Genomic DNA, 21,055 nt, shown 5'->3' with positions numbered 1-21,055 from the left:
GCGCGTTAAGGACTGGCGATGCTCGAGACCTTTCCCTCCGCGGCGGCCGTCGGCGAGGCCTGCGCCCACGCCGTCGCCGCCTGCCTGAAGGACGCGCTGCGCACCCGCGGCCGCGCGGGCCTGGTGGCCACAGGCGGGCGCTCGCCCGGCCCCGTATACGACCGCTTGAAGGACGCCGATCTGGACTGGGCGCGGGTGGTGGTGACGCTGTCCGACGAGCGCTGCGTGGATATGTCGTCCGAGGAGTCCAACGCCCGTCAGGTGCGCGAACGGCTGCTCACGGGACGCGCGGCCAAGGCCCACCTGCTGCCCCTGTGGCCGAAGCCCGATCCCGCCGCCCTCGCCGCGCTCACCCCCTTCGACGCGGTGATGCTGGGCATGGGCGAGGACGGGCACGTCGCCTCGCTGATCCCCGGCGACCCGGGGCTTTCGCAGGCGCTGGCGACGCCGGACCTGCTGGCTGACGTGCCCGAGGGGCTGGGCAAGCCCCCGGTTCCCCGGGTGAGCCTGACGCTATCGGCGCTGCTCAACTCGCGCGCGATCTTCCTTCTGGTCGCCGGCGAGGCTAAGCGGCAGGTGATCGACCGCGCGAAGGCGGGCGACGACCTGCCCGTCGCCCGGTTGCTCAACCAGGCGCAGGTCCCGGTCCGCGTCTTCTGGTCACCCAGTCACTAGGGGGATGAAGCCCATGCATCCGGTCACGGCCGAGGTCACCCAAAGGATCGTCGAGCGCAGCCGCGAGGCCCGCGCGGACTACCTCGGGCGCATGGCGGCGGCGCGCGAGGCCACGCCGGGGCGGGCTAAGCTCTCGTGCGCCAACTGGGCCCACGCCTTCGCCGCCTCGCCCGAGGGCGACAAGCAGCGGATGCGGGACCCTACCGCGCCCAACGTGGCCATCGTCTCCGCCTACAACGACATGCTCTCGGCCCACCAGCCCTACGAGCGCTTCCCGGACATCATCCGCAAGGCCGCCCGCGAGGCCGGGGCCACGGCCCAGTACGCCGGCGGGGTGCCCGCCATGTGCGATGGCGTCACCCAGGGGCGGCCGGGCATGGAGCTGTCGCTGTTCAGCCGTGACGTGATCGCCATGTCCACGGCGGTGGCGCTGACCCACGACGCCTTCGACGCGGCCCTGATGCTGGGCATCTGCGACAAGATCGTGCCGGGGCTGTTCATCGGGGCCGCCGCGTTCGGCCACCTGCCGGTGATCTTCGTGCCGGGCGGACCGATGAGCTCGGGCATCTCCAACGCCGAGAAGGCCCGCACGCGGGCCCTCTACGCCGAGGGCAAGGCCACGCGCGAGGAGCTGCTGGACTCGGAGATGAAGTCCTACCACGGACCGGGCACCTGCACCTTCTACGGCACGGCCAACTCCAACCAGATGATGATGGAGATGACCGGCCTGCACCTGCCGGGCGCGGCCTTCGTCAGCCCCAACACGCCGCTGCGCGACGCGCTCACCGCCGCCGCGCCGAAGCGGGCCGTGGAGATCCGCGACGGGACCAACGGCTACACGCCGTTCTCGGCGGTCGTGGACGAGAAGAGCCTGGTGAACGCCATGGTCGGCCTCCTGGCCACCGGCGGCTCGACCAACCACACCCTGCACATCCTGGCCATGGCCAGGGCGGCGGGCGTGCTGATCACCTGGGAGGACTTCGACGATCTCAGCCGCGTGACGCCGCTGATCGCGCGGGTCTACCCGAACGGCTCCGAGGACGTGAACGCCTTCCACGCTGCGGGCGGCATGGCCTTCGTCACCCGCCAGCTTCTCGACGCGGGCCTGGCGCACGAGGACGTCATGACCGTGGCCGGCCCCGGCCTTCGCCGGTACCAGCAGGAGCCGTTCCTGGACGACGGCAGGCTGGTCTGGCGCGACGGCCCGGCGGCCTCGCTCGACCGCGACATCCTCAGGCCGGTGGACGATCCCTTCCAGGCCGAGGGCGGGCTGCGCCTGCTGACCGGGCCGCTGGGCCGGGGCGTCATCAAGACCTCGGCGGTGAAGCCCGAACACCGGATCGTCGAGGCGCCGGCCCTGGTGTTCGACGACCAGGAGGCGCTGCTGGCCGCCCACCGACGCGGCGAGCTCAACCGCGATTTCATCGCCGTGGTGCGCTTCCAGGGGCCGAGGGCCAACGGCATGCCCGAGCTGCACTCGCTCACGCCGGCGCTCGGCGTCCAACTCGACAAGGGGTTCAAGGTGGCTCTGGTGACCGACGGCCGGATGTCCGGCGCAAGCGGCAAGGTGCCGGCGGCGATCCACGTGACGCCCGAGGCGGCGGACGGCGGCCCGCTGGCGCGGGTGCGGGACGGCGACGTCATCCGGCTCGACGCCGAGACGGGCCGCCTGGACATCCGCCTGGACCCCGCCGAGCTGATGGCCCGTCCGCCGGCCGCCGGCGCCCCGTCGGGCTTCGGCTACGGCCGGGAGCTGTTCGGCTGGATGCGCAAGGCCGCCGGCCCCGCCGACGCGGGCGCCTGCACCCTCTTCGAGGTGGCCTGACGTGAAGCCGCAGTACGTGGGACTGGTGGGCGACGTGGGCGGCACCCACGCCCGGTTCGCCCTGGTGGACGCCGAGGGCCGCATCCGCAATCCGCGCACCTTCCAGGCTGGGCAGTACGCCAGCCTGGCGGACGTGATGGCCGAATACATCGAGACCACGGCCGGCAAGCGCCGCCCGCCGCGCGCGGTGATCGCCGTGGCCGGCCCCGTGGTCGGCGGCGAGATCGAGTTCACCAACCTCGACTGGCGCGTCTCGGAGGGCGACCTCCTGGCCCACTTCGAGTTCGAGGCGGTGGAGCTGATCAACGACTTCGCCGCCCAGGCGCTGGCCTGCCCGCTGCTGGAGGACGGCGACCTCAGGCGGATCGGTCCCGACGTCGGCCGGGGGGCCTATGACTGTCCCGTGGTCGTCCTGGGCGCCGGCACCGGCTTCGGCGTGGCGGCCCTGGTCCGGAGCGAGCGCGGCGACACGCCGCTGGCCACCGAGGGCGGCCACGCGGCCTTCGCCCCCAACGACGAGATCGAGCTGGAGGTCTGGCGGCGGCTCCACGCAAAGTACGGCCGGGTGTCGGTCGAGCGCCTGCTGTCGGGCGTGGGCCTCTACGACCTCTACTGCGCGCTCGCCGCCATCGAGGGCCGCGAGCCGGCGCTGCCCGACCAGCAGGCGGTGATGACCCAGGGCTTGGCGGGCGATCCCCTGGCCGAGGCGACGCTGGACCGGTTCAGCGGCATCCTGGGCGCGACAGCCGGGGACCTGGCGCTGACCTACGGCGCGCGCGGCGGCGTCTATGTCTCGGGGGGGATCGCGCCGCGCATGGCCGATCGGCTGTCGGTCGGCCCCTTCCGCGCCCGCTTCGAGGACAAGGGCCGCCTGTCGGACTATGTTCGGGCGATCCCGACCTGCCTCGTGACGCACCCCTATCCGGCGATCGTCGGCGCCGCGCGCGAACTCGAACAGATGGAGCGCCTATGACCTCCCACCCGACCATCGGCGCCATCCTGGCCCTGGCTCCGGTCATCCCCGTCCTGGTGGTGGACGACGTGAAGAGCGCCGTGCCGCTGGGCCGCGCCCTGGTGGCGGGCGGCCTGCCGGTGCTGGAGGTCACCCTGCGCACGCCGGCGGCCATGGACTGCATCGCCGCCATGACCGAGATCGAGGGCGCCGTCGTTGGCGCCGGCACCGTGCTGAACCGCCAGATGCGGCGCGCCGCGGCCGACGCCGGCGCGAGGTTCGTGGTCAGCCCCGGCCTGATCGATGGCGAGGGGCCCGAGGGCGCCGCGCCGCTGCTGCCCGGGATCGCCACCGCCACCGAGCTGATGGCGGGCCTGGCGGCGGGCTTCACCCACTTCAAGCTGTTCCCGGCCAATGTGGTGGGCGGGGTCGAGGCCCTGAAGGCCTTCCAGAGCCCGTTCCAGCAGGCGACCTTCTGCCCGACCGGCGGGGTCAATGCGAAGAACGCCGCCGACTACCTCGCCCTGCCCAACGTGATCTGCGTGGGCGGAAGCTGGGTGGCGCCCGCCGACGCCGTCCGCGCCGGCGACTGGGACCGCGTCACCGCCCTGGCCCGCGAGGCCGCCGCGCTCGCGCCCCAGGGGGCGTCGGGGGCCGCCGCGCGGGTCGAGGGTTAGCGGTGAACGACCGGGCGAACGAGCACCTGCGCTGGGTGGTGACCGCCACCGCCCGCCCGGGCGACCCGGGCTCGGCCCTGGTCAGCGTGTTGGGCCGTAACGCCATGATCCCGGAGCTGGCCTTCGACATGGCCGTGGACTGGCATCCCGGCGCCGAGGCCGCCGACGTCGAGGGCCGGGCCCTCGTCATCCTGTCCCTGCTGTTCAAGGAGCTCGCCGCCGAGTGCGAACGCGCCGCCGGCGAGCGCTTCAACCTGGGCTGAGCGCTACCGCCCCAGCCAATTCCCCGGCCGGCGTTCGGCGACGGAGCGCACGCCTTCCTTGAAGTCCTCGGTCTCGCGCAGCAGCGCCTGTTCGCGGTGCTCGATCGCCGTCTGGGCCTTCACCGCCTCGGCGAGGCCGGCGCGCAGCGTCTTGCGAGTGGAGATCACGGCGAGCGGCGCGTTCTCGGCGATCTCGCGGGCGAGCCTGAGCGCGGCGGCGCGCAGCTCACCGGCCGGGACCACCTCGTCGGCCAGGCCCCAGGCCAGCGCCTCCTCGGCCTTGATCCGCCGGCCGGTGAGGAACATCAGGTTGGCCCGCTGCTGGCCGATCACGCGGGGCAGGGTGTAGGTCAGGCCGAAGCCCGGGTGGAAGGCCAGCTTCACGAAGTTGCCGACGAAGCGCGCCTCGGGCGCGGCCACGCGGAAGTCGGCGACCAAGGCCAGGCCCAGGCCCGCGCCCACCGCCGCGCCCTGCACCGCCGCCACGATCGGCGTCTCCACCGAGAACAGCCGCACGGCCTGGGCGTAGAGCGCCTGCACCCCGTCCATGCCCGAGGCCACCTTGTCGTCCGACGCGGAGAAGTCGGCCCCGCCGCAGAAGGTCTTGCCCTCGCTCTGCAGCACGATGGCGCGCGCCTGGCCGTCGGCGTCCACCGCCTCCAGGGCGTCGGCCAGGTCGCGCATGAAGTCGACCGAGACGAAGTTGTGCGGCGGCCGGTCCAGCGTGACCACCGCCACGTGCCCGTCCATCGCCACGGTCACGTGGTCGCCATAGGTCTTCGTCATTTCCGGGTCCCCAGGAGGTTGCGGGCCACCACCCACTTATGGATCTCGGTGGGGCCGTCGTAGATTCGCATGGTGCGCAGCTTGGCCTGCATGAGCTGCAAGGGCAGCTCTTTGGTCATGCCCATGGCGCCGAACGCCTGCATGACCCGGTCGACCGTCTCGTAGGCCATCTCGGTGGCGTACCACTTGATCATCGAGATTTCCGAGCGGACGTCGCGGCCCTGGTCCAGCTTCCAGGCGCAGTCGTAGGTCATCAAGCGCGCAGCGTGGATCTTGGTCGCCGCCTCGGCCACCCAGAACTGGATCGCCTGGCGCTCGGCGAGCGGCGCGCCGAAGGTCTTCCGCTGGGGCGCGTACTCCAGCAGCATGTCGAGCGCCCGCTGGGCCATGCCCACCGACCAGGCGGCCATCTGGATACGGCGGGTTCCGAGCCGGGTCTGCATCGGCGCGAAGCCCGCACCCTCCTGACCCAGCAGCTTCCAGCCCTCTACCCGGCAACCCTCCAGGGCGACCTCGTAGCTGTACTGCCCGCCCAGCATGGGGATGCGGCGCAGGACGTTGAAGCCGGGCGTCCCCTTGTCGACCAGGAAGGCGGAGATGCCGCCGCGCGCGCCCTTCTCCTTGTCGGTGACCGCCATCAGGATGGTGAAGTCGGCCTCGGCGGCGCGGGTGATCCAGATCTTCCGGCCATCGATGATCCAGTCGTCGCCGTCGCGCACGGCGCGGGTGGTCATGGCGGCGGGGTCCGAGCCCGCGCCCGGCTCGGAGATGCCGATGGCCGAGACGGTCTTGCCGGCCACGTAGGGCGCCAGGTAGGCGGCCCGCTGGCGCTCGTTGACCGTCTGCATCAGCATGCGCAGGTTCGGGCTGTCCGGGGGCAGGGTGTAGGGCGTGACGGTCCGGCCGATCTCCTCCTCGACGCCGACCATGGCCACCATCGGCATGTCCGAGCCGCCCACGTCCTCGGGCGCGTCCAGGCCCCAGAGGCCGAGGTTGCGGGACACCTCGTCGAGGCGGGCGTGTTCGGCGTCGGAGAGGCCGAGGCCCTTGCCCTCGGCCTCGCGGGCCATGACCCCCTCCTCCAGGGGCATGAGCTCGTCGCGGACGAACCTGGCCACCAGGTCCTTGAGCATCCGGTGCTCCTCGGCGAGCTCGAAGTCCACTGGCCTCCCCCCACGTAAATTGCTGTTGTTGGCATCATAACGACGCGGTGCGCGCACAGGGGAGATGTAACGTGGCGGAAGCCAAGCGTTTGGCGGAGAAGGCGACCGGGCCGCTCAAGGGGATCCGCGTCCTGGACCTGACCAGCGTGGTCAACGGCGCTTACGGGGTTCAGATCCTGGCCGACCAGGGCGCCGACGTGATCAAGCTGGAGGACCCGGGCTCGGGCCGCGGCGACGGCGGCGACATCATGCGCTGGGCGGGCCATGTGCCCGAAGGCGCGCCGCGCGACATGGGGCCCATCTTCCTGACCATCAACCGCAACAAACGCTCGATCGTGCTGGACCTGAAGCAGGAGAGCGCCAAGCGGGCCCTGAAACGGCTGATCCGCACCTGCGACGTCTTCGCCGCCTCGGTCCGCTACGACGGCCTGAAGCGCCTGGGCCTGGCGTATGAGGACGTGGCGGCGATCAAGCCCGACATCATCTATGCCCACGCCGCCGGCTACGGCTCGGACGGGCCCTACGCGGGCGAGCCGGCCTACGACGACCTGATCCAGTCGGCCTCGGGCATGGCCGACATCCTGCCGCGCACGGACGGCGACCCCACGCCCCGCATCCTGCCGACCCTGGTGGCCGACAAGGTCTCGGGCCTGTTCTTCGCCCAGGCCGTCACCGCCGCCCTGCTGCACAAGGCGCGCACCGGCGAGGGCCAGTTCGTGGAAGTGCCGATGCTGGAGTGCGTGACGAGCTTCCTCCTGGTCGAGCACCTCTACGACCACGCCTTCGACCCGCCGATCGGCCAGTGGGGCTATCAGCGGGTGATCAACCCCAACCGCAAGCCCTACCGGACCAAGGACGGCTGGATCGGCCTCCTGCCCTACACCGACAAGCAGTGGGACCTGTTCTTCGACGCCGCCGGCTACGGCGAGGCGGTGAAGGCCGATCCGCGCTTCGCCGACTACGTGACCCGGGCTAGGCACGTGAAGGAGCTCTACGGCCTGATCGAGCAGGCGGCGGCGACGAAGACCACCCAGGAATGGCTGGATATCCTCAAGCCCCTGTCGATCCCGGTGGTGAAGACCAACGGCCTGGCCGACCTGGACGACGACCCGCACCTGAAGGCCGTGGGCTTCTTCGAGACCTACGCGCATCCGGACGTCGGGGCCTACCGCGCGATCAAGCCGCCGGTGAAGTTCTCGAAGACCCCGTCCAACATCCGCCGCCATCCGCCGAGGCTCGGCGAGCACACGGAAGAGGTGCTGGCCGAGGTGAGCGAGGGCGAGGAGGCTTAGGGCGACTCCAGCCCCTTCACAGTCGCTAGGCTCGGGGCCCTCTCCTCCCCCATCGGGGGAGGAGAAGGGGTCAGCGCACCGGCGCGAACACCGGGGCCGGCGGGCCTTCGCCCTCGGTCTCCTGGAAGCGCACCTTCACGCGCATCCCGATCCTGACCTCGTCGGGCGTGGCGTCCACGATGTTGGTGAGCACCGCCGGGCCCTCGTCGAGGGTGACGTAGGCCAGGGCGTAGGGGCCGGTGGGCGCGCGGCGCATGATCGAGAAGCTGTAGATCTCGCCCTCGCCGGGGCTCTCTTCCCAGACGGTCGCGTCCGAGCCGCAGAGCGGGCAGATGGTGCGCGGATACCAGTGCGCCTTGCCGCAGGCCGTGCAGCGCTTGATGAGGAAGCGGCCCTCGGCGGCGGCGTCCCAGAACGGCTTGCTCTCGACGGTGACGGCGGGGGCCGGGATCGGCCGGGTCATGACCTCGGACATGTCTCTTACGCCTCCCGTTCCAGGATCACGGTCGCAGAGCCGTGGCGGACGCCCAGCGAGCCGCCGGTGCCGTGGGCGATGGCGAGGTCGCAGTTTTGGACCTGCACCTTCGGATGGGCCTCGCCGCGGAGCTGGCGCACCGCCTCGATGACCTTGGTGATGCCGCCCCGGTTGGTGGGGTGGTTGTTGCACAGGCCGCCGCCGTCGGTGTTGAAGGGCAGCTTGCCGACGCCCGAGATCAGGTTGCCGTCGGCGACGAACCGGCCGCCCTCGCCCTTCGCGCAGAAGCCCAGGTCCTCGAGCTGCATCAGCACGGTGATGGTGAAGCTGTCGTAGATCGAGGCGTACTTGATGTCGGCCGGCGTGACGCCCGCCTCCGCGAACGCCCGCGGGCCCGACCAGACGGCGCCGGAGTGGGTGAGGTCGAGGTCGGCGCCGCCCATGACCCCCTTGGGGGCCTCGCCCGCGCCCAGCACGCGCACCCTGGGCCGGTTGAGGCTCCTGGCCACCTCGGGCGACGTGACGACGAGGGCCCCGCCGCCGTCGGTGACCACGCAGCAGTCCAGGAGGTGCAGCGGGTCGGAGATCATCCGCGAGTTCACCACCTCCTCGACGGTGACCACGTTCTTCAGGAAGGCGTGCTCGTTCCACTGGGCGTGGTGGGAGGCGGCGACCTTGATCCAGGCGAGCTGTTCGGAGGTGGTGCCGTACTCGTGCATGTGACGCATGGCGCACATGCCGTAGGTGTTGTGGGTCGAGCCGCCGTAGATGGCCTCGAAGCCGGCCTCGGGCGGGCCGTCCGACAGGCCGCCGGGCCCGGGTTTCAGGCTGGCGCCCGGGCGATTGCCGCCGTTGCGGGGCCGGCCGGCCAGGGTGATCAGGGCCACGCTGCACTTGCCCGCCGCGATCGCCTGGGCCGCGTGGCCGACGTGGGCGATGTAGGACGAGCCGCCCATCTCGGTGGAATCCATGTGCCGGACGTTCTTCAGGCCCATGTAGTCGATCATGGAAAGCCCGCCGAAGCCCGGCGCGTCGCCGGCGCAGAAGTAGCCGTCCACGTCGGCGAAGGAGAGGCCGGCGTCGGCCAGGGCGCCCCTCGCGCTCTCGGCGTGGAGCTGGGCCGTCGTCTTGTCCGGCGCATCGCGCGTGGGGTGCTCGAAGGCCCCCATCACATAGGCCTTGCCCTTGATGGTCATATGCCCCCCAAACCAGGGTTTCGAAGAATGCCGAGCGGCTTAGCGCGCCGCCGCGCCCCCGCGCAATCGTGACGGAGGGGAAGTCAGGCCAGCCAAGTCAGACCAGCCAAGTCAGGCAGCCAAATTCAGGCGGGCGGCAGGCGGGCCTCGCGCAGGGCCGAGCGGCGCACCTTGCCGGCGTCGTCGCGCAGGGCCTCCTGCACGAACTCGTACGTGCGCGGCTGCTTGTAGGTGACGAGGCGGTCGGCCAGGTGAGCCTTCAGCTCCTCGGCCGTCACCGGCGCGCGGGGCTGGACGATGGCGTGGACCACATTGCCCAGGTCCTCGTCGGGCAGGCCGATGACGGCGCAGGACTGCACCGCCGGATGCTCCTCCAGAGCCGCCTCGATCTCGGCCGGATAGACGTTGGACCCGCCCACCAGGATCATGTCGGTGCGCCGGTCGGCGAGGTAGAGGTAGCCCTCCGCGTCGAACCAGCCGATGTCGCCCAGGCTCTCCCAGCCGCCGGGCAGGCTCTTGGCCGTGGCGCCCAGGTAGCGGTAGGTGGGCGGCGAGCCCTCGGCCGGGCGCATGTAGATCTCGCCCACCTCGCCGGGCGGAAGGTCCTGACCGTCCTCGCCCACGATCTTCATCTCCCCCATGGCCACCCGGCCCACCGAGCCTCGGTGGGTCAGCCATTCCTCGCCGGTGATGATGGTCACGGCCTGGGCCTCGGTGCCGGCGTAGAGCTCCATCACCTTCTGCGGCCCGATCCAGCGGATGAACGCCTCCTTCAGCCAGGCCGGGCAGGGGGCGGCAAGGTGCCAGAGGGTGTGCAGGGACGAGACGTCGTAGCGGGTGCGCACCTCCTCCGGCAGTCGCCAGATGCGGGTCATCATGGTCGGCACCAGATAGACCCAGGTGGCCTTCCGGGCCTCGATCTCGGCCAGGACGCCCTCGGCGTCGAACCGGGGCATGACCGCGAGGTGCGCGCCCATCATGGTGGCGGTCATCATCATGCCGAAGCCGGCGTTGTGGTAGAGCGGCGCGGGCAGGACGCAGACGTCGTCCGGCTTGATCTGCCACATGGCGATCTCGGGCGTCTCCTTCGGCGCCACGCCGGGCTGGCCGGCCAGGATCAGCTTCGGCCGCCCCGTGGAGCCGCCGCTGGTGGGCGCCTTGGAGACCGGCGGCGTCGCGTCGGGCAGGTCGCCCTCGTCGTCGGACTTCGCGGCCAGGTCCTCCACCGTCACCACTGGCCGGTCGATGCGGTGCTCGAATTCGGCGATGACCAGGGGCGTCTCGGCCAGTTCGACGATGGCCTCCAGCTCGGCCTTGGGCAGGCGGAACGACACCGGCTGGGGCGTCGCGCCCAGTTTCCAGATGGCGTAGCAGGCCTCCACGAAGGCGATCCCGTTCGGCAGGCCCACGGTGACGAGGTCGCCCTGCTTCACGCCCATGGCGGCCAGCCCCCGGGCGATGCGGTTGGTCCGCCGATGCAGGGCGTCGTAGTCGAGGGTCGCCGGCCCGCAGCTCACCGCCGGCGCATGAGGCTGGAAATGGGCGTGCTGGCGAAGCTTGGCGCCCAGCGAGATGAACTCTTCCGACATCGATGTCCCCGTCCCGGCGGGCCGCGCGCCCGTCTCGTTGCGGACACTGTCCGCCGCCGGTTCCGCATGTGCAAGCGCCGGCCCCTTGGTTTACGCGGCGTCGGCTTCCTAACTCCACTGCAGGACGAGGGGAGGGGCCCATGAGCGCAACGGGAGAGGACGCCGGCTTCGGGGCGGTTCGCGAGCGCATAAACGCCGGGCTGAACGGCCAGGGGATGCTGCACCACCTGGGGGTGGAGATCGACGAGGTGGCGCCTGGCCGGGTCACCCTCTCGCTGCCGTTCCGCAAGGCCGTGGCCCAGCAGAACGGCTTCTTCCACGGCGCGGCCATCGGCTTCCTGGTGGACGACGCCACGGCCGCGGCGGCCGGCACGGTGGTGCGGGACGGCGAGACGGTGCTGACCGCCGAGTACAAGATCAACTTCGTGGCCCCCGGCATAGGCGAGCGGCTGGTCTGCCGGGCCGAGGCGATCAAGGCGGGCCGCACGCTCATTCCGGTGGAGGCGCGCGTCTTCGCCGTGAAGGATGGACGCGAAACCCTCTGCGCGGTGGCGCTGGCCTCGATGGCCGTGCGCGCCTTCGACCGGCTGAAAGGAGCTGCGAAATGATGGACGGAAACGTGGCGGCGCACTTCGCCAAGCGCCAGGAGGGGACCCTGCCGGGGAACCTCGGCATGGAGTGGGAGGAGGTCGCCAACGGCCGCGCCCGGGGCCGCCTCACGGTCACCCGCGGCCACATGGCCCCGAACGGCTTCCTGCACGCCGCCTCGGTGATCGCGCTGGTCGACAGCGCCTGCGGCTACGCCTGCATGGCCTCGGCGCCCGAGGGCGCGAGCGGTTTCACCACCATCGAGCTGAAGGCCAATTACCTGGGCACCGCCAAGGAGGGCGAGACGGTCAGTTGCGAGGCCCGCCTCGTCCACGGCGGGCGCATGACCCAGGTCTGGGACGCCGAGGCGGTCAACGAGGCGACTGGGAAGACCATCGCCGTTTTCCGCTGCACCCAGATGATCCTCTACCCCAAGGGGTAGGGGGGCGGACGCACGCCCATTCTAGCCCCTTGCGGAGCCGGGGTCGGATGAGTAGGTTCCGCCGCTCACTCGGCAGGGGGCTTTCCGAAGCCTCCTCGCACCCGGCACGGAGAGGTGGCTGAGTGGTTGAAAGCACCGCACTCGAAATGCGGCATACTCGCAAGGGTATCGAGGGTTCGAATCCCTCCCTCTCCGCCACCGACGTCGCCTGACGCGGCCCAGCGCTCCCCGCCTCAAAAACGCCCCCGACGCAGCGTGGCCTTGGCCGGCTGGATCGAAACCTATGCCGCGCGCAGGGGTTTTGGCGGGTGGGACATCAATGGAAGCGAGACACGAGCACGATGCGCACCCGACTGATCGCGGCCGCGACCCTGGCCTGCACGACCTTCGCCTTCGCCGCCGCCCCGGTGGCGGTTGACGCCCGCGAACGGATGCTGGTGTGCAAGACCAACGTGAAGAAGAAGGCCAATAACGGGACCCTGGCGGGCGCCGTGGCCGGCGGCGTGCTGGGCAATGTGGTGGCCGGGAACGGCGCCAAGACCGAGGGCGCGATCCTGGGCGCCGGCGTGGGCGCGGTGGCGGGCCACCAGATCGCCAAGAAGAAGGCCAAGAAGGACTGCCGCTACGTCTACCGCTGAGGCCGCCCTTCCGGCGCGGCGGTTCAGTGCAGCCGGAACTCCGCGCCGACGGCCTTGAGCTCGGCCGGCTTGATCAGCCGCTGGTGGCCGACGGTGACCTTGAACAGCGGCCCTTCCAGGGTGTGGGCCCAGAAGTCGAGGAACTTCTTCAGCACCGGGAATTCCGGGAAGATGTCGTAGTCCTGCCAGATGTAGCTCTGCAGGAGCGCCGGGTGGTCGGGCAGGCGGTAGAGGATCTCCGCCGTGGTGAGCCCGTAGCCCTCCATCTGCTTGCGGAATTCGGGGGACGCCAGCATGTCGCGCCTCGTCGCTGTGGATCCAGGCGCGGCGCGGTCCTTCGCGCCACGCATGACGATCATATGGGCGATTCGATGAAAAGTTCCTGAAAAATCAGGTTGTTAGCACTCGTTCTGGGCGGATGCTGCCACGACGCCGACCTAGGGCCTGAACAGGCGCGGCTCCAGGCTGAGCAGGACCGGCGTCCCGAAGGCGCGCCAGCCGCGCTCGCGGATCACGTCGTTGCTCTCGACTGCGCGGCGGCCGTCCGCCAGCGACCAGGTGACGTGATAGGTGGAGCCGTCCGGCCGGTCGGTGGTTCCGCCGATGCGCACCACCAGGGCCTGCACGCCCGCCCCGTCGTCGGCCTCGCCCACGATCTCGCCCATGGTCTCCACGGGGAGCTTCGGGACGGCCGGTTCGAAGGCCAGGGTCACGTGGTCGGCCACGGCGCGCGCGTACCTGGGCGGGAAGCGCGCCAGGAGCGTCTCGCGCTCGCTCGGGTCCAGGGCCCAGCCGACGTAGACGCCCATCCTCTCCTCTAGCCTCCGAACAGGTCCGGCCGGCGCACGCGCAGCGCCAGGATCAAGGCCAGCGTCTTGAGGTCCTCGATGCGCCGCTGCTCGACCCAGGTCCAAAGCTGCGCGAGGGGGACTTCCTCGACCGCGATGAACTCGTGCTCGTGGGCGATCCCGCCGTCCCGGGCGACGCGGTCGGCGGCGGCATAGGCGGCCAGGTAGAGGTCGATGCGCTCGGTGGAGACGCCTGGCGAGGCGAACGGCGAGCCCACGTGCTCCAGCCGGGCGAGCTTCACGCCCACCTCCTCCAGGGCCTCGCGGATCGCGGTCTCCTCCGGGTCCTCGTCGGCGACCATGCCGGCCGGCGCCTCCAGCAGTTCCGGCGGGCCGCCGGCCCAGATCACTGGCGCCCGAGGCAGGTTCACCAGCAGGGCGCAGCCGCGCTCCGGGTCGTAGGGGAGGACGCAGGAGGCGCGGCCGTGGTGCGCGATGTCGCGCCGGAAGGTCGTCCCGTCCGGCGCGGTCAGGGTCGCGACCATCAGGGTCACGTAGCCCTGGCGGACCGTCTCCACCTTGCGAAGGTCGACCGGCATGAGGGCGGTCAGCCCAGCGAGGCCCTGAGCATCCAGGCGTGCTTTTCGTGGGCCTCCACACGGGCGTCAATGACCGCCGCCGTGACGTCGTCGGCGCCCTCGCGCGCCGCCTTGGCGGTGCGGATCAGGGCCTCGTGGTCGGCCACCAGTTCGCGCAGCATGCCGTCCGCGTCCTTCTCGGGATCGCCGTCCTGGATGCCCGAGAGGTTGCCGAAGCTGCGGTAGCCTTGCGGGGCCAGCGAGCCCAGCGCCCGGATGCGCTCGGCCACCGTGTCGATGGCGGTCCACATCTCGGTGTACTGGGTCATGAAGAGGGTGTGCAGCGCCGCGAAGTTCGGGCCGCGGACGTTCCAGTGGTAGCCGTGGGTCTTCAGATAGACCGCGTAGGTGTCGGCGAGCAGCTTCGACAGTCCCGCCGCGACGGTGTCCTTGTCAGCCATGGTCATGTCTCCCTTGGGTATGGATGGACGTCGATGGTCAGGTCAGGCGACCGCCGCAGCGCGGCCGCCCAGCTTCGTCCAGACCCGCTCGTGTACGGCGAAGGCGATGGTCTGGAATATGGGCTCGATCAAACCGACGGCCAGCGCCGCGCGCCAGTTCTGGGTGAGCGCATAGGCGACGGCGATGGCCACGATCATGTGGGTCACGGACCAGCTTGCGGTCTTGGCGGCGAGGCGCATCTCATTCGTCCTAATTGCGAACCGTTCTTAAAATAGTCCTCGCCAATGGAATGGCAACTTACGAAAGAAAGTTTCTTTCGATGGGGCCGGAAGCTCCGGTCGATGGGCCGCGGCTTCCGGACGCGGAAGCCGAGAAGGCCTTCATGTCGCCCGCTCCCGGACCCACCTTGGGGCATGGCCCAAGCCAGCCTCTTCGACCTGTCCTCCCCCGGGGCGCCGGCCGCGAAGGTCCCGGACGGCTTCGTCTATCGGCCCGACTTCCTCTCGCCCGAGGAGGAGCGCGGGCTGCTCGCCGAGATGGCGCGCCTGCCGTTCGAACCTTTCCAGTTCCGGGGCTACGAGGGACGCCGGCGGGTGGTCTCCTTCGGCTGGCGCTACGACTTCAACGGCCCTGGCCTGGTGCAGGCCAGCCCGATGCCGGACTGGCTCCTCCCCGTCCGCGACCGCGCCGAAGCCGTGGCGGGCCTGGCGCCGGGGACCTTCGCCCATGTGCTGATCAACGAGTACCGCGAGGGCGCGCCGATCGGCTGGCACCGCGACCGTCCGGCCTTCGAAAAGGTGGTGGGGATCTCGCTGGGGGCGCCCTGCGTCATGCGCTTCCGCCGCCGCGCGGGCGAGCGCTTCGAACGGTTCAACGTCCCCCTGGCGCCCCGCTCGGCCTATCTGCTGGATGGCCCGGCGCGCAGCGTGTGGGAGCACAGCATCCCGGAGGCCCGGGCGCTGCGCTATTCGATCACCTTCAGGAACCTCAGGCGCCAGCCGGGGTCCTAGCGGGTCTTGCCCACGGCGGTCCCGCGGCGGGCGCGCTCCAGCTCCTCGGCCGCGGGACCCTCCAGCGCGTCCTCGGCCTCGCGGGCCTTCTTCTCGACCTCGCCGGACCTGGCGAACTCGTGCTGTTCCTTACTGGTGGCGGCGGGCGGGCTGGTCGTCGCCTTCGCCCTGGATTCTGTTCCCGGCCATCGGTTCGTCCTCCAAGCTTCGGCCTGGAGAACCCCGCCCGGGGCCCGCGGTTCCGCGTCATAGAGAACGCCGATATCCGCCATAGAATATATCATGTTGCTCGATAGGAGGCGGGGTCCATAGTCGTCTCCGGGCTCTTCAGCAGGCCCTCCAGAGGCCTGCGCAGCCGAGGGAGAACGCCATGTCGCTCGCCAGCAGCAAGACCGTCGAGAACCTCAAGGCCGCCTTCGCCGGCGAAAGCCAGGCGAACCGCCGCTACCTCTACTTCGCCCAGAAGGCGGACGTGGAAGGCTACAACGACGTGGCCGCCGTGTTCCGCTCCACCGCCGAGGGCGAGACCGGCCACGCGCACGGACACCTGGAGTTCCTGGAAGCCGTGGGCGACCCGGCCACCGGCCTGCCGATCGGCGCGACCTCGGACAACCTCAAGGCCGCCATCGCCGGCGAGACCCACGAGTACACCGACATGTACCCGGGCATGGCCCGCACGGCCCGCGACGAAGGCTTCGACGAAATCGCCGACTGGTTCGAGACGCTCGCCAAGGCCGAGAAGTCCCACGCCGGCCGCTTCCAGCGCGCCCTCGACACGCTCGAATAGCCGGCCCGCGGGGCGGCGGCCGTGAGCGACAGCGACAAGGGACCTCCCCCCGAGGTCCTATCCCGCGAGGGAAGCCTCGACGCGCCGTTCCGCCGGCCGATCGCCTGGCGGGACGAGGACTACTACGACCTGGCCAAGGTCGAGGCCGAGATGGAGCGGGTGTTCGACATCTGCCACGGCTGCCGGCGCTGCTTCAATCTGTGCGACAGCTTCCCCCGGCTGTTCGACCTGGTGGACGAGGGGCCGACGGGCGAGGTCGACGGCGTGCCTAAGGCCGACTACGCCAAGGTCGCCGAGGCCTGCACGCTCTGCGACATGTGCTTCCTGACGAAGTGCCCCTATGTCCCGCCGCATCCCTTCGACCTCGATTTCCCGCACCTGATCCTGCGCTACCGGGCCGCCAGGCGCCGGGCGGGCGAGAAGGAATTCGTCCGCGAGCAGCTCGGCAAGACCGACCGCAACGGCAAGCTCGCCAAGCCCGTGGCGGGTCTCGCCAACTGGGCGACCGCCCGGGAGAACACGCCGCTCCGCAAGCTGATGGAGGCGATTGCGGGGATCGACGCCGAGGCCGAGCTTCCCCGCTACCACTCGAGGACGGCCGGCGATCGGCTGAAGGCGGCGCCGGTCCCGCCCAACCCGGCCGGCCCGGCCTTCGGCCAGCGGAAGGTCGCGCTCTACGCCACCTGCTTCGTGGACTACAACCAGCCGGACACGGCGGTGGCCGCGGCCCGGGTGCTGGCGCTGCAGGGCGTGGACGTCCGCTTCGTCTATCCCGAGTGCTGCGGCATGCCCCAGCTCGAGGCGGGCGACCTTTCGGACGTGGCGGGCAAGGCCGAACGCGTGGCCGCGGTCTTCGCGCCGCTGATCGACGAGGGCTGGGACGTGGTGGCGCTGACGGCGAGCTGCGGCCTGATGATGAAGTTCGAATGGCCCCTGCTGCTCACCGACAGCGCGCCGGTCGCGGCGCTGTCGCGGGCGACCAAGGACGTCTCGGAATACGTCGTCGAACTGGCCAGGACCTTCGGGCTGGTGGAAGGGCTGCGGCCGGTGGAGGGCGGCGTCACGATCCACCACGCCTGCCACGCCCGGGCCCAGAACATGGGGGCCAAGTCGGCCGAGATGCTGCGGCTGATCCCCGAGACCAAGGTCGACCTGATCGAGCGCTGCTCGGGCCACGGCGGCACCTTCGGGGTGATGAAGGGCACGCACGCGCTCGCCCGCAAGGTGGGCCGCCCGACCGCGCGCCAGGCCATGCAGAAGGCCAACGGGACGCTCTGTTCCGATTGCCCGCTGGCCTGCAAGCACATCGGCCAGATGATCGAGGCGGAGACGGCCGCGGATGCGCCCGCGCCGCCCCGGCAGGCCCATCCCATCGAGATCTTCGCCCGCGCCTACGGAGCCCTCTGATGCCCGCGGACCTTCGCCGGATCACGCCCGAGGACCTGCTTCCGGACGCCGAGTTCGCCCGGGTGCGCCGCGAGCGGCGGGCGGCGCTGCTGCCGGTCAAGCGCCTGCGCCGGGTGGAGCTGGGGCCGGTCTGCACCGTCCACTTCGAGTGCTACGACACCATGCTCTTCCAGGTGCAGGAGATGCTGCTGATCGAGAAGGGCGGGGCCGAGCAGGTCCCGGACGAACTGGCCGCCTACAACCCCCTGATCCCCCAGGGCCAGGAGCTGGTGGCGACCGTGATGTTCGAAATCGACGACCCGGTCCGGCGCGAGGCGATCCTGGCGCGGCTGGGCGGGGTGGAGGATTGCTTCTTCGTCCAGGTGGGCGCCGACCGCGTTCCCGGCGTTCCCGAGGGCGACGTGGAGCGGACCCGCGAGGACGGCAAGACCTCGTCCGTCCACTTCCTGCGCTTCCCGCTGAAGCCGGAGCACGTGGCGGTGTTCCGCGATCCGGCCACGGCGATCCTGGTAGGCTGCAGCCACGACCGCTACAGCCACCTGGCGGGCCTGTCGCCCGCCACCCGGGCGGAGCTCAGCCGCGACCTAGCCTAGCGCGCCTTAGTCCTGGCGGGCCAGCATCTCGCCGATGTCGCCGCCGACGATCTGGGTGAAGGGCGCGTCGTAGTTGCCGAGCACGGCGTAGGCGTAGCCGGTCTCCCAGACCATCTTGGCGTCGGAATTGATGCCGGAGCCCGGGCCGCCGCCGTCGTGGCCGACGATGGTCCGGCCCGCCGTGGGGATGTGCTCGAAGCCGAAGCCGTACTCGGGCCGCCCGCCCTCGGCCTGGGCGGTGAAGAGGGCCGCCGTCTCGGGCTTCAGCAGCTTCCCGGAGCGGAGCGCCTGGAGGAAACGGATCATGTCGCCCACGGTGGAAAAGCCGCCGCCGCATGAGTTGCCCCGCCGCGACAGGATTTCCCAGTTGGGCCGGCGCTCGCCGAACCCCAGCGGGTCCTCGTCGACGAAGCGGTAGCCGACGGCGCGGTCGGCAATGGCGGGGTCGTCGGTGAGGTAGCTGGTGCGGGTCATGCCGGCGCGGTCGAAGACGTTCTCCTGGACGTAGTCGTACCAGGTGCGGCCGGTCAGCTTCTCGATCACCGCCCCCAGCACCAGAAAGCCCTCGTTGGAATAGGCGGCCTGGGTTCCCGGTTCGAACTCGGGGTCGGCCTTCGCGAACAGCGGCAGCAGTTCGGAGACCCGCTCGTACTTCAGCTTCCAGTCCCAGCCGGGCCGCTCCCACATCATGCCCAGGCCCGCCGAGTGGGTGAGCAGGTGGCGGATGGTGATCTTCCGCGCCGCCGCCTTGTTCGGATAGTCGGGCAGGACGTCGATCACGCGCGTGTCGAGGGTGAGCCTGCCCTGCTCCATGAGCTGGCCGATGGCGACGGCCGTGAACTGCTTGTCCATCGAGCCCAGGTTGAAGCGGGTTTCCAGCGTGACCGGCAGGCCGCGGGCCTTGTCGGCCTGGCCGAAGGCGCCGCTGTAGATCACCTCGTCGCCCTTCATCACCAGCACCGCGCCGGAGAAATCGTCGCGGTCGGCGGCGTCGCTGACGCGCCGGTCGATGGCCTGGGCGAGGTCGGCGCGGGAGAGGGGGCCGGTCACCTTCGGCCCTTCGTAGACCGCAGGCACGGGGACGGTGATCAGGCCCACGATGCGGCCGGGTTCGGCGGGTGAGACGTCGAGGTCGATGCGGCCGCCGCGGCCGTTGGCGGCCGTCACCTTGAGGCGCACGAAGGGGCCCCGGCGGCTGACGGACTCGAGGGAGAGCCCGCCGGCCGTGCGGGCGACGGCGTCCAGCACCCTGGCGAACTCGGCGCGCGGCATGCGGGTCTCGGCGGCCAGGCGGCGGTCGAGGAAGGCCGCGCGGGCGGCGGCGTCGCCGTTCACGGCCGCCAGGAAGTCGTCGGCGAGCGCCTGATCGGCGGGGCTGATGGCGGCGGGCGCCGGCTGGGCCAGGGTCGGGGCGGGTTGCATGACGGCCAGCGCGGCGGCGGCCAGGGCTTTCAGGAGACGCGAAGACACGGAAACCCTCTCCAGGTCAGGAGGCCCGGATAACGGCCAAGCTCGGCGCCCTCACGTGAATTCGCGGAAAGGAAAAGGGCCGCCCTCGCGGACGGCCCTTCGGTTCATGGCGGTCGTCGGGATCAGAAGATCTCGAAAAGTCCTGCGGCGCCCATGCCGCCGCCGACGCACATGGTGACGACGCCGTACTTGGCGCCCCGGCGTTTGCCCTCGTAGAGGACGTGGGCCGTGCAGCGGGCGCCGGTCATGCCATAGGGGTGGCCGATCGAGATCGAGCCGCCCGAGACGTTCAGCTTCTCGTTCGGGATGCCCAGCTTGTCGCGGCAGTAGAGCACCTGACTGGCGAAGGCCTCGTTCAGCTCCCAGATGCCGATGTCGTCCATGGTCAGCCCGTTGCGCTCCAGGAGCTTCGGGATGGCGAACACCGGACCGATGCCCATTTCCTCGGGACCGCAGCCGGCCACGGCCATGCCGCGGTAGGCGCCGAGCGCCTGAAGGCCGCGCTTCTCGGCCTCCTTGCGCTCCATCAGCACCACGGCGGCGGCGCCGTCCGAGAGCTGCGAGGCGTTGCCGGCGGTGATGAACCGGCCCTGCTGGACGTAGCGGCCGCCCTTGAACACCGGTTGCAGCTTCTGGAGGTCCTCCAGCGTGGTCTGGGGACGGTTGCCCTCGTCGCCGGAGATCGTGATCTCCTTGTCGGCGAGCTCGCCCGTCTCCTTGTTGACCACCACCTTCATGACGGTGGTGACCGGCACGATCTCGTCGGCGAAGCGGCCCTCGGCCTGGGCCTTGGCGGTGCGCTGCTGCGACTGCAGGGCGTATTCGTCCTGGGCCTCGCGGGAGACGCCGTAGCGGTCGGCCACGATCTCGGCGGTCTCGAGCATCGAGCAGCCCAGCTCCGGCACGTGCTCGTGCAGCCAGGGGTCCACCGCCATGAAGCGGTTCATCTTGTCGTTCTGCACGAGGCTGATGGATTCCAGCCCGCCGCCGACCGCGATCGGGGCGCCGTCATTGATGATGTACTTGGCGGCCGTGGCGATCGCCATCAGGCCCGACGAGCACTGGCGGTCCATGGTCATGCCCGAGACCGTCTTCGGCAGGCCGGCGCGCAGGGCGGCCTGGCGGGCGATGTTGTTGCCCGTGGTGCCCTGCTGCATCGCCGCGCCCATGCAGACGTCGTCGATCTCGCCCGGGTCGACGCCGGCCTGGGCCACGGCGGCCCGGATGGCTTCTGCGCCCAGGGTCGCGCCGTAGGTGTTGTTGAAGGCCCCGCGGTAGGCCCGCCCGATGGGCGTCCGCTTGGCGGCGACGATGACGGCTTCGCGCATCGAAAGATCCTGACGTTGCGTGTTGGGGAGGATGGAAGGACGGCGGGACGGCCCAGGCCGTCCCGCCGCGC

General features: G+C 70.8%; 26 protein-coding genes and 1 tRNA gene. 14 read left to right on the top strand and 13 right to left on the bottom strand.

Annotated elements, in window-relative coordinates; genetic code table 11:
• The first annotated feature begins 18 nt into the window (after positions 1 to 18).
• Genes pgl through ACK4TT_RS09700 form a run of 5 tightly spaced genes read left to right on the top strand, consistent with a single transcriptional unit; the run spans position 19 to position 4,392 of the window.
• Entirely contained in the window at positions 19 to 675 is a 657-nt protein-coding gene (pgl, locus tag ACK4TT_RS09720; protein ID WP_410212904.1) for a 6-phosphogluconolactonase, read from the top strand.
• Positions 676 to 688: 13 nt separating this feature from the next.
• The gene (gene edd / locus ACK4TT_RS09715) at positions 689 to 2,500 is read left to right on the top strand and encodes a phosphogluconate dehydratase (RefSeq protein WP_409634723.1); all 1,812 of its coding nucleotides are present in this window, start codon (positions 689 to 691) and stop codon (positions 2,498 to 2,500) included.
• Position 2,501: 1 nt separating this feature from the next.
• Entirely contained in the window at positions 2,502 to 3,473 is a 972-nt protein-coding gene (glk, locus tag ACK4TT_RS09710) for a glucokinase (protein WP_409634720.1), read from the top strand.
• On the top strand, positions 3,470 to 4,129 hold the full coding sequence (eda, locus tag ACK4TT_RS09705) for a bifunctional 4-hydroxy-2-oxoglutarate aldolase/2-dehydro-3-deoxy-phosphogluconate aldolase (protein WP_409634717.1): 660 nt from the start codon (positions 3,470 to 3,472) through the stop codon (positions 4,127 to 4,129). Before glk ends, eda begins: the two co-directional genes overlap by 4 nt.
• Positions 4,130 to 4,131: 2 nt before the next feature.
• Complete coding sequence (locus ACK4TT_RS09700) at positions 4,132 to 4,392, top strand: hypothetical protein (RefSeq protein WP_409634715.1); 261 nt, start codon at positions 4,132 to 4,134, stop codon at positions 4,390 to 4,392.
• A 3-nt stretch (positions 4,393 to 4,395) separates the two neighbouring features.
• Here ACK4TT_RS09700 and ACK4TT_RS09695 read toward each other — a convergent pair whose 3' ends face one another.
• On the bottom strand, positions 4,396 to 5,178 hold the full coding sequence (locus ACK4TT_RS09695; RefSeq protein ID WP_409634712.1) for an enoyl-CoA hydratase/isomerase family protein: 783 nt from the start codon (positions 5,176 to 5,178) through the stop codon (positions 4,396 to 4,398).
• On the bottom strand, positions 5,175 to 6,341 hold the full coding sequence (locus ACK4TT_RS09690) for an acyl-CoA dehydrogenase family protein (RefSeq protein WP_409634709.1): 1,167 nt from the start codon (positions 6,339 to 6,341) through the stop codon (positions 5,175 to 5,177). Before ACK4TT_RS09690 ends, ACK4TT_RS09695 begins: the two co-directional genes overlap by 4 nt.
• A 71-nt stretch (positions 6,342 to 6,412) precedes the next feature.
• On the opposite strand from ACK4TT_RS09690, the gene ACK4TT_RS09685 reads away from it, so the two are divergent.
• The gene (locus tag ACK4TT_RS09685) at positions 6,413 to 7,633 is read left to right on the top strand and encodes a CaiB/BaiF CoA transferase family protein (RefSeq protein WP_410212903.1); all 1,221 of its coding nucleotides are present in this window, start codon (positions 6,413 to 6,415) and stop codon (positions 7,631 to 7,633) included.
• 70 nt (positions 7,634 to 7,703) lie between these two features.
• Here the strand turns inward: ACK4TT_RS09685 and ACK4TT_RS09680 are convergent, their stop codons facing one another.
• From ACK4TT_RS09680 to ACK4TT_RS09670, 3 genes are all read right to left on the bottom strand, one after another.
• Complete coding sequence (locus tag ACK4TT_RS09680) at positions 7,704 to 8,108, bottom strand: Zn-ribbon domain-containing OB-fold protein (RefSeq protein WP_409634703.1); 405 nt, start codon at positions 8,106 to 8,108, stop codon at positions 7,704 to 7,706.
• Between the two features lie 5 nt (positions 8,109 to 8,113).
• Complete coding sequence (locus tag ACK4TT_RS09675) at positions 8,114 to 9,304, bottom strand: thiolase domain-containing protein (protein ID WP_409634700.1); 1,191 nt, start codon at positions 9,302 to 9,304, stop codon at positions 8,114 to 8,116.
• A gap of 125 nt (positions 9,305 to 9,429) precedes the next feature.
• On the bottom strand, positions 9,430 to 10,893 hold the full coding sequence (locus tag ACK4TT_RS09670) for an AMP-binding protein (protein ID WP_409634698.1): 1,464 nt from the start codon (positions 10,891 to 10,893) through the stop codon (positions 9,430 to 9,432).
• A gap of 140 nt (positions 10,894 to 11,033) precedes the next feature.
• On the opposite strand from ACK4TT_RS09670, the gene ACK4TT_RS09665 reads away from it, so the two are divergent.
• From ACK4TT_RS09665 to ACK4TT_RS09650, 4 genes are all read left to right on the top strand, one after another.
• Positions 11,034 to 11,501, top strand: a complete 468-nt coding sequence (locus ACK4TT_RS09665; RefSeq protein ID WP_409634695.1) for a PaaI family thioesterase — start codon at positions 11,034 to 11,036, stop codon at positions 11,499 to 11,501.
• Positions 11,498 to 11,923 (top strand): PaaI family thioesterase, encoded by a 426-nt coding sequence (locus ACK4TT_RS09660; RefSeq protein ID WP_409634692.1) that lies wholly within the window; start codon positions 11,498 to 11,500, stop codon positions 11,921 to 11,923. The genes ACK4TT_RS09665 and ACK4TT_RS09660 overlap by 4 nt, the downstream gene beginning before the upstream one ends.
• A 108-nt stretch (positions 11,924 to 12,031) precedes the next feature.
• Positions 12,032 to 12,121, top strand: a tRNA-Ser gene (locus tag ACK4TT_RS09655).
• A 143-nt stretch (positions 12,122 to 12,264) separates the two neighbouring features.
• Positions 12,265 to 12,561, top strand: coding sequence for a glycine zipper 2TM domain-containing protein (locus ACK4TT_RS09650; protein WP_410212902.1), 297 nt, complete (start codon positions 12,265 to 12,267; stop codon positions 12,559 to 12,561).
• A gap of 23 nt (positions 12,562 to 12,584) precedes the next feature.
• On the opposite strand, the gene ACK4TT_RS09645 is transcribed toward ACK4TT_RS09650, so the two are convergent.
• The 5 genes from ACK4TT_RS09645 to ACK4TT_RS09625 all read right to left on the bottom strand — a co-directional run bounded on the left by ACK4TT_RS09645 (position 12,585) and on the right by ACK4TT_RS09625 (position 14,628).
• A complete protein-coding gene (locus tag ACK4TT_RS09645; RefSeq protein ID WP_409634686.1) occupies positions 12,585 to 12,857 on the bottom strand; it encodes an usg protein in 273 nt (90 codons plus the stop codon).
• A gap of 141 nt (positions 12,858 to 12,998) precedes the next feature.
• Complete coding sequence (locus ACK4TT_RS09640) at positions 12,999 to 13,370, bottom strand: hypothetical protein (RefSeq protein ID WP_409634684.1); 372 nt, start codon at positions 13,368 to 13,370, stop codon at positions 12,999 to 13,001.
• Between the two features lie 8 nt (positions 13,371 to 13,378).
• Positions 13,379 to 13,948 (bottom strand): NUDIX domain-containing protein, encoded by a 570-nt coding sequence (locus tag ACK4TT_RS09635; RefSeq protein ID WP_410212901.1) that lies wholly within the window; start codon positions 13,946 to 13,948, stop codon positions 13,379 to 13,381.
• Positions 13,949 to 13,956: 8 nt separating this feature from the next.
• Positions 13,957 to 14,394, bottom strand: coding sequence for a Dps family protein (locus ACK4TT_RS09630; protein WP_409634678.1), 438 nt, complete (start codon positions 14,392 to 14,394; stop codon positions 13,957 to 13,959).
• Positions 14,395 to 14,430: 36 nt separating this feature from the next.
• On the bottom strand, positions 14,431 to 14,628 hold the full coding sequence (locus ACK4TT_RS09625; RefSeq protein ID WP_409634675.1) for a DUF2061 domain-containing protein: 198 nt from the start codon (positions 14,626 to 14,628) through the stop codon (positions 14,431 to 14,433).
• Between the two features lie 174 nt (positions 14,629 to 14,802).
• Here ACK4TT_RS09625 and ACK4TT_RS09620 point away from each other — a divergent pair, with 174 nt between their 5' ends.
• Positions 14,803 to 15,399: an alpha-ketoglutarate-dependent dioxygenase AlkB gene (locus ACK4TT_RS09620; RefSeq protein WP_409634672.1), complete on the top strand. Its 597-nt coding sequence runs from the start codon at positions 14,803 to 14,805 to the stop codon at positions 15,397 to 15,399.
• Here the strand turns inward: ACK4TT_RS09620 and ACK4TT_RS09615 are convergent.
• The gene (locus ACK4TT_RS09615; protein ID WP_409634669.1) at positions 15,396 to 15,671 is read right to left on the bottom strand and encodes a hypothetical protein; all 276 of its coding nucleotides are present in this window, start codon (positions 15,669 to 15,671) and stop codon (positions 15,396 to 15,398) included. The two genes, ACK4TT_RS09620 and ACK4TT_RS09615, sit on opposite strands and share 4 nt — an antisense overlap.
• 98 nt (positions 15,672 to 15,769) lie before the next feature.
• On the opposite strand from ACK4TT_RS09615, the gene ACK4TT_RS09610 reads away from it, so the two are divergent.
• The 3 genes from ACK4TT_RS09610 to ACK4TT_RS09600 are packed head-to-tail and all read left to right on the top strand — an operon-like array spanning position 15,770 to position 18,186.
• Positions 15,770 to 16,186 (top strand): rubrerythrin family protein, encoded by a 417-nt coding sequence (locus ACK4TT_RS09610; RefSeq protein ID WP_409634666.1) that lies wholly within the window; start codon positions 15,770 to 15,772, stop codon positions 16,184 to 16,186.
• Between the two features lie 21 nt (positions 16,187 to 16,207).
• A complete protein-coding gene (locus ACK4TT_RS09605; RefSeq protein ID WP_409634664.1) occupies positions 16,208 to 17,593 on the top strand; it encodes a (Fe-S)-binding protein in 1,386 nt (461 codons plus the stop codon).
• Positions 17,593 to 18,186, top strand: coding sequence for a DUF3501 family protein (locus ACK4TT_RS09600; protein ID WP_409634661.1), 594 nt, complete (start codon positions 17,593 to 17,595; stop codon positions 18,184 to 18,186). Before ACK4TT_RS09605 ends, ACK4TT_RS09600 begins: the two co-directional genes overlap by 1 nt.
• 6 nt (positions 18,187 to 18,192) lie before the next feature.
• Here the strand turns inward: ACK4TT_RS09600 and ACK4TT_RS09595 are convergent, their stop codons facing one another.
• Both ACK4TT_RS09595 and ACK4TT_RS09590 read right to left on the bottom strand, forming a co-directional pair.
• Complete coding sequence (locus ACK4TT_RS09595; protein ID WP_410212900.1) at positions 18,193 to 19,656, bottom strand: serine hydrolase domain-containing protein; 1,464 nt, start codon at positions 19,654 to 19,656, stop codon at positions 18,193 to 18,195.
• Between the two features lie 122 nt (positions 19,657 to 19,778).
• The gene (locus ACK4TT_RS09590; RefSeq protein ID WP_409634655.1) at positions 19,779 to 20,984 is read right to left on the bottom strand and encodes an acetyl-CoA C-acyltransferase; all 1,206 of its coding nucleotides are present in this window, start codon (positions 20,982 to 20,984) and stop codon (positions 19,779 to 19,781) included.
• Positions 20,985 to 21,055 lie beyond the last annotated feature (71 nt).

Source organism: Phenylobacterium sp., from assembly GCF_046463815.1.
GTDB lineage: Bacteria > Pseudomonadota > Alphaproteobacteria > Caulobacterales > Caulobacteraceae > Phenylobacterium.
Note: the sequence above shows the minus strand (reverse complement) of the source record. Positions and strands in the feature narration are given on the sequence as shown.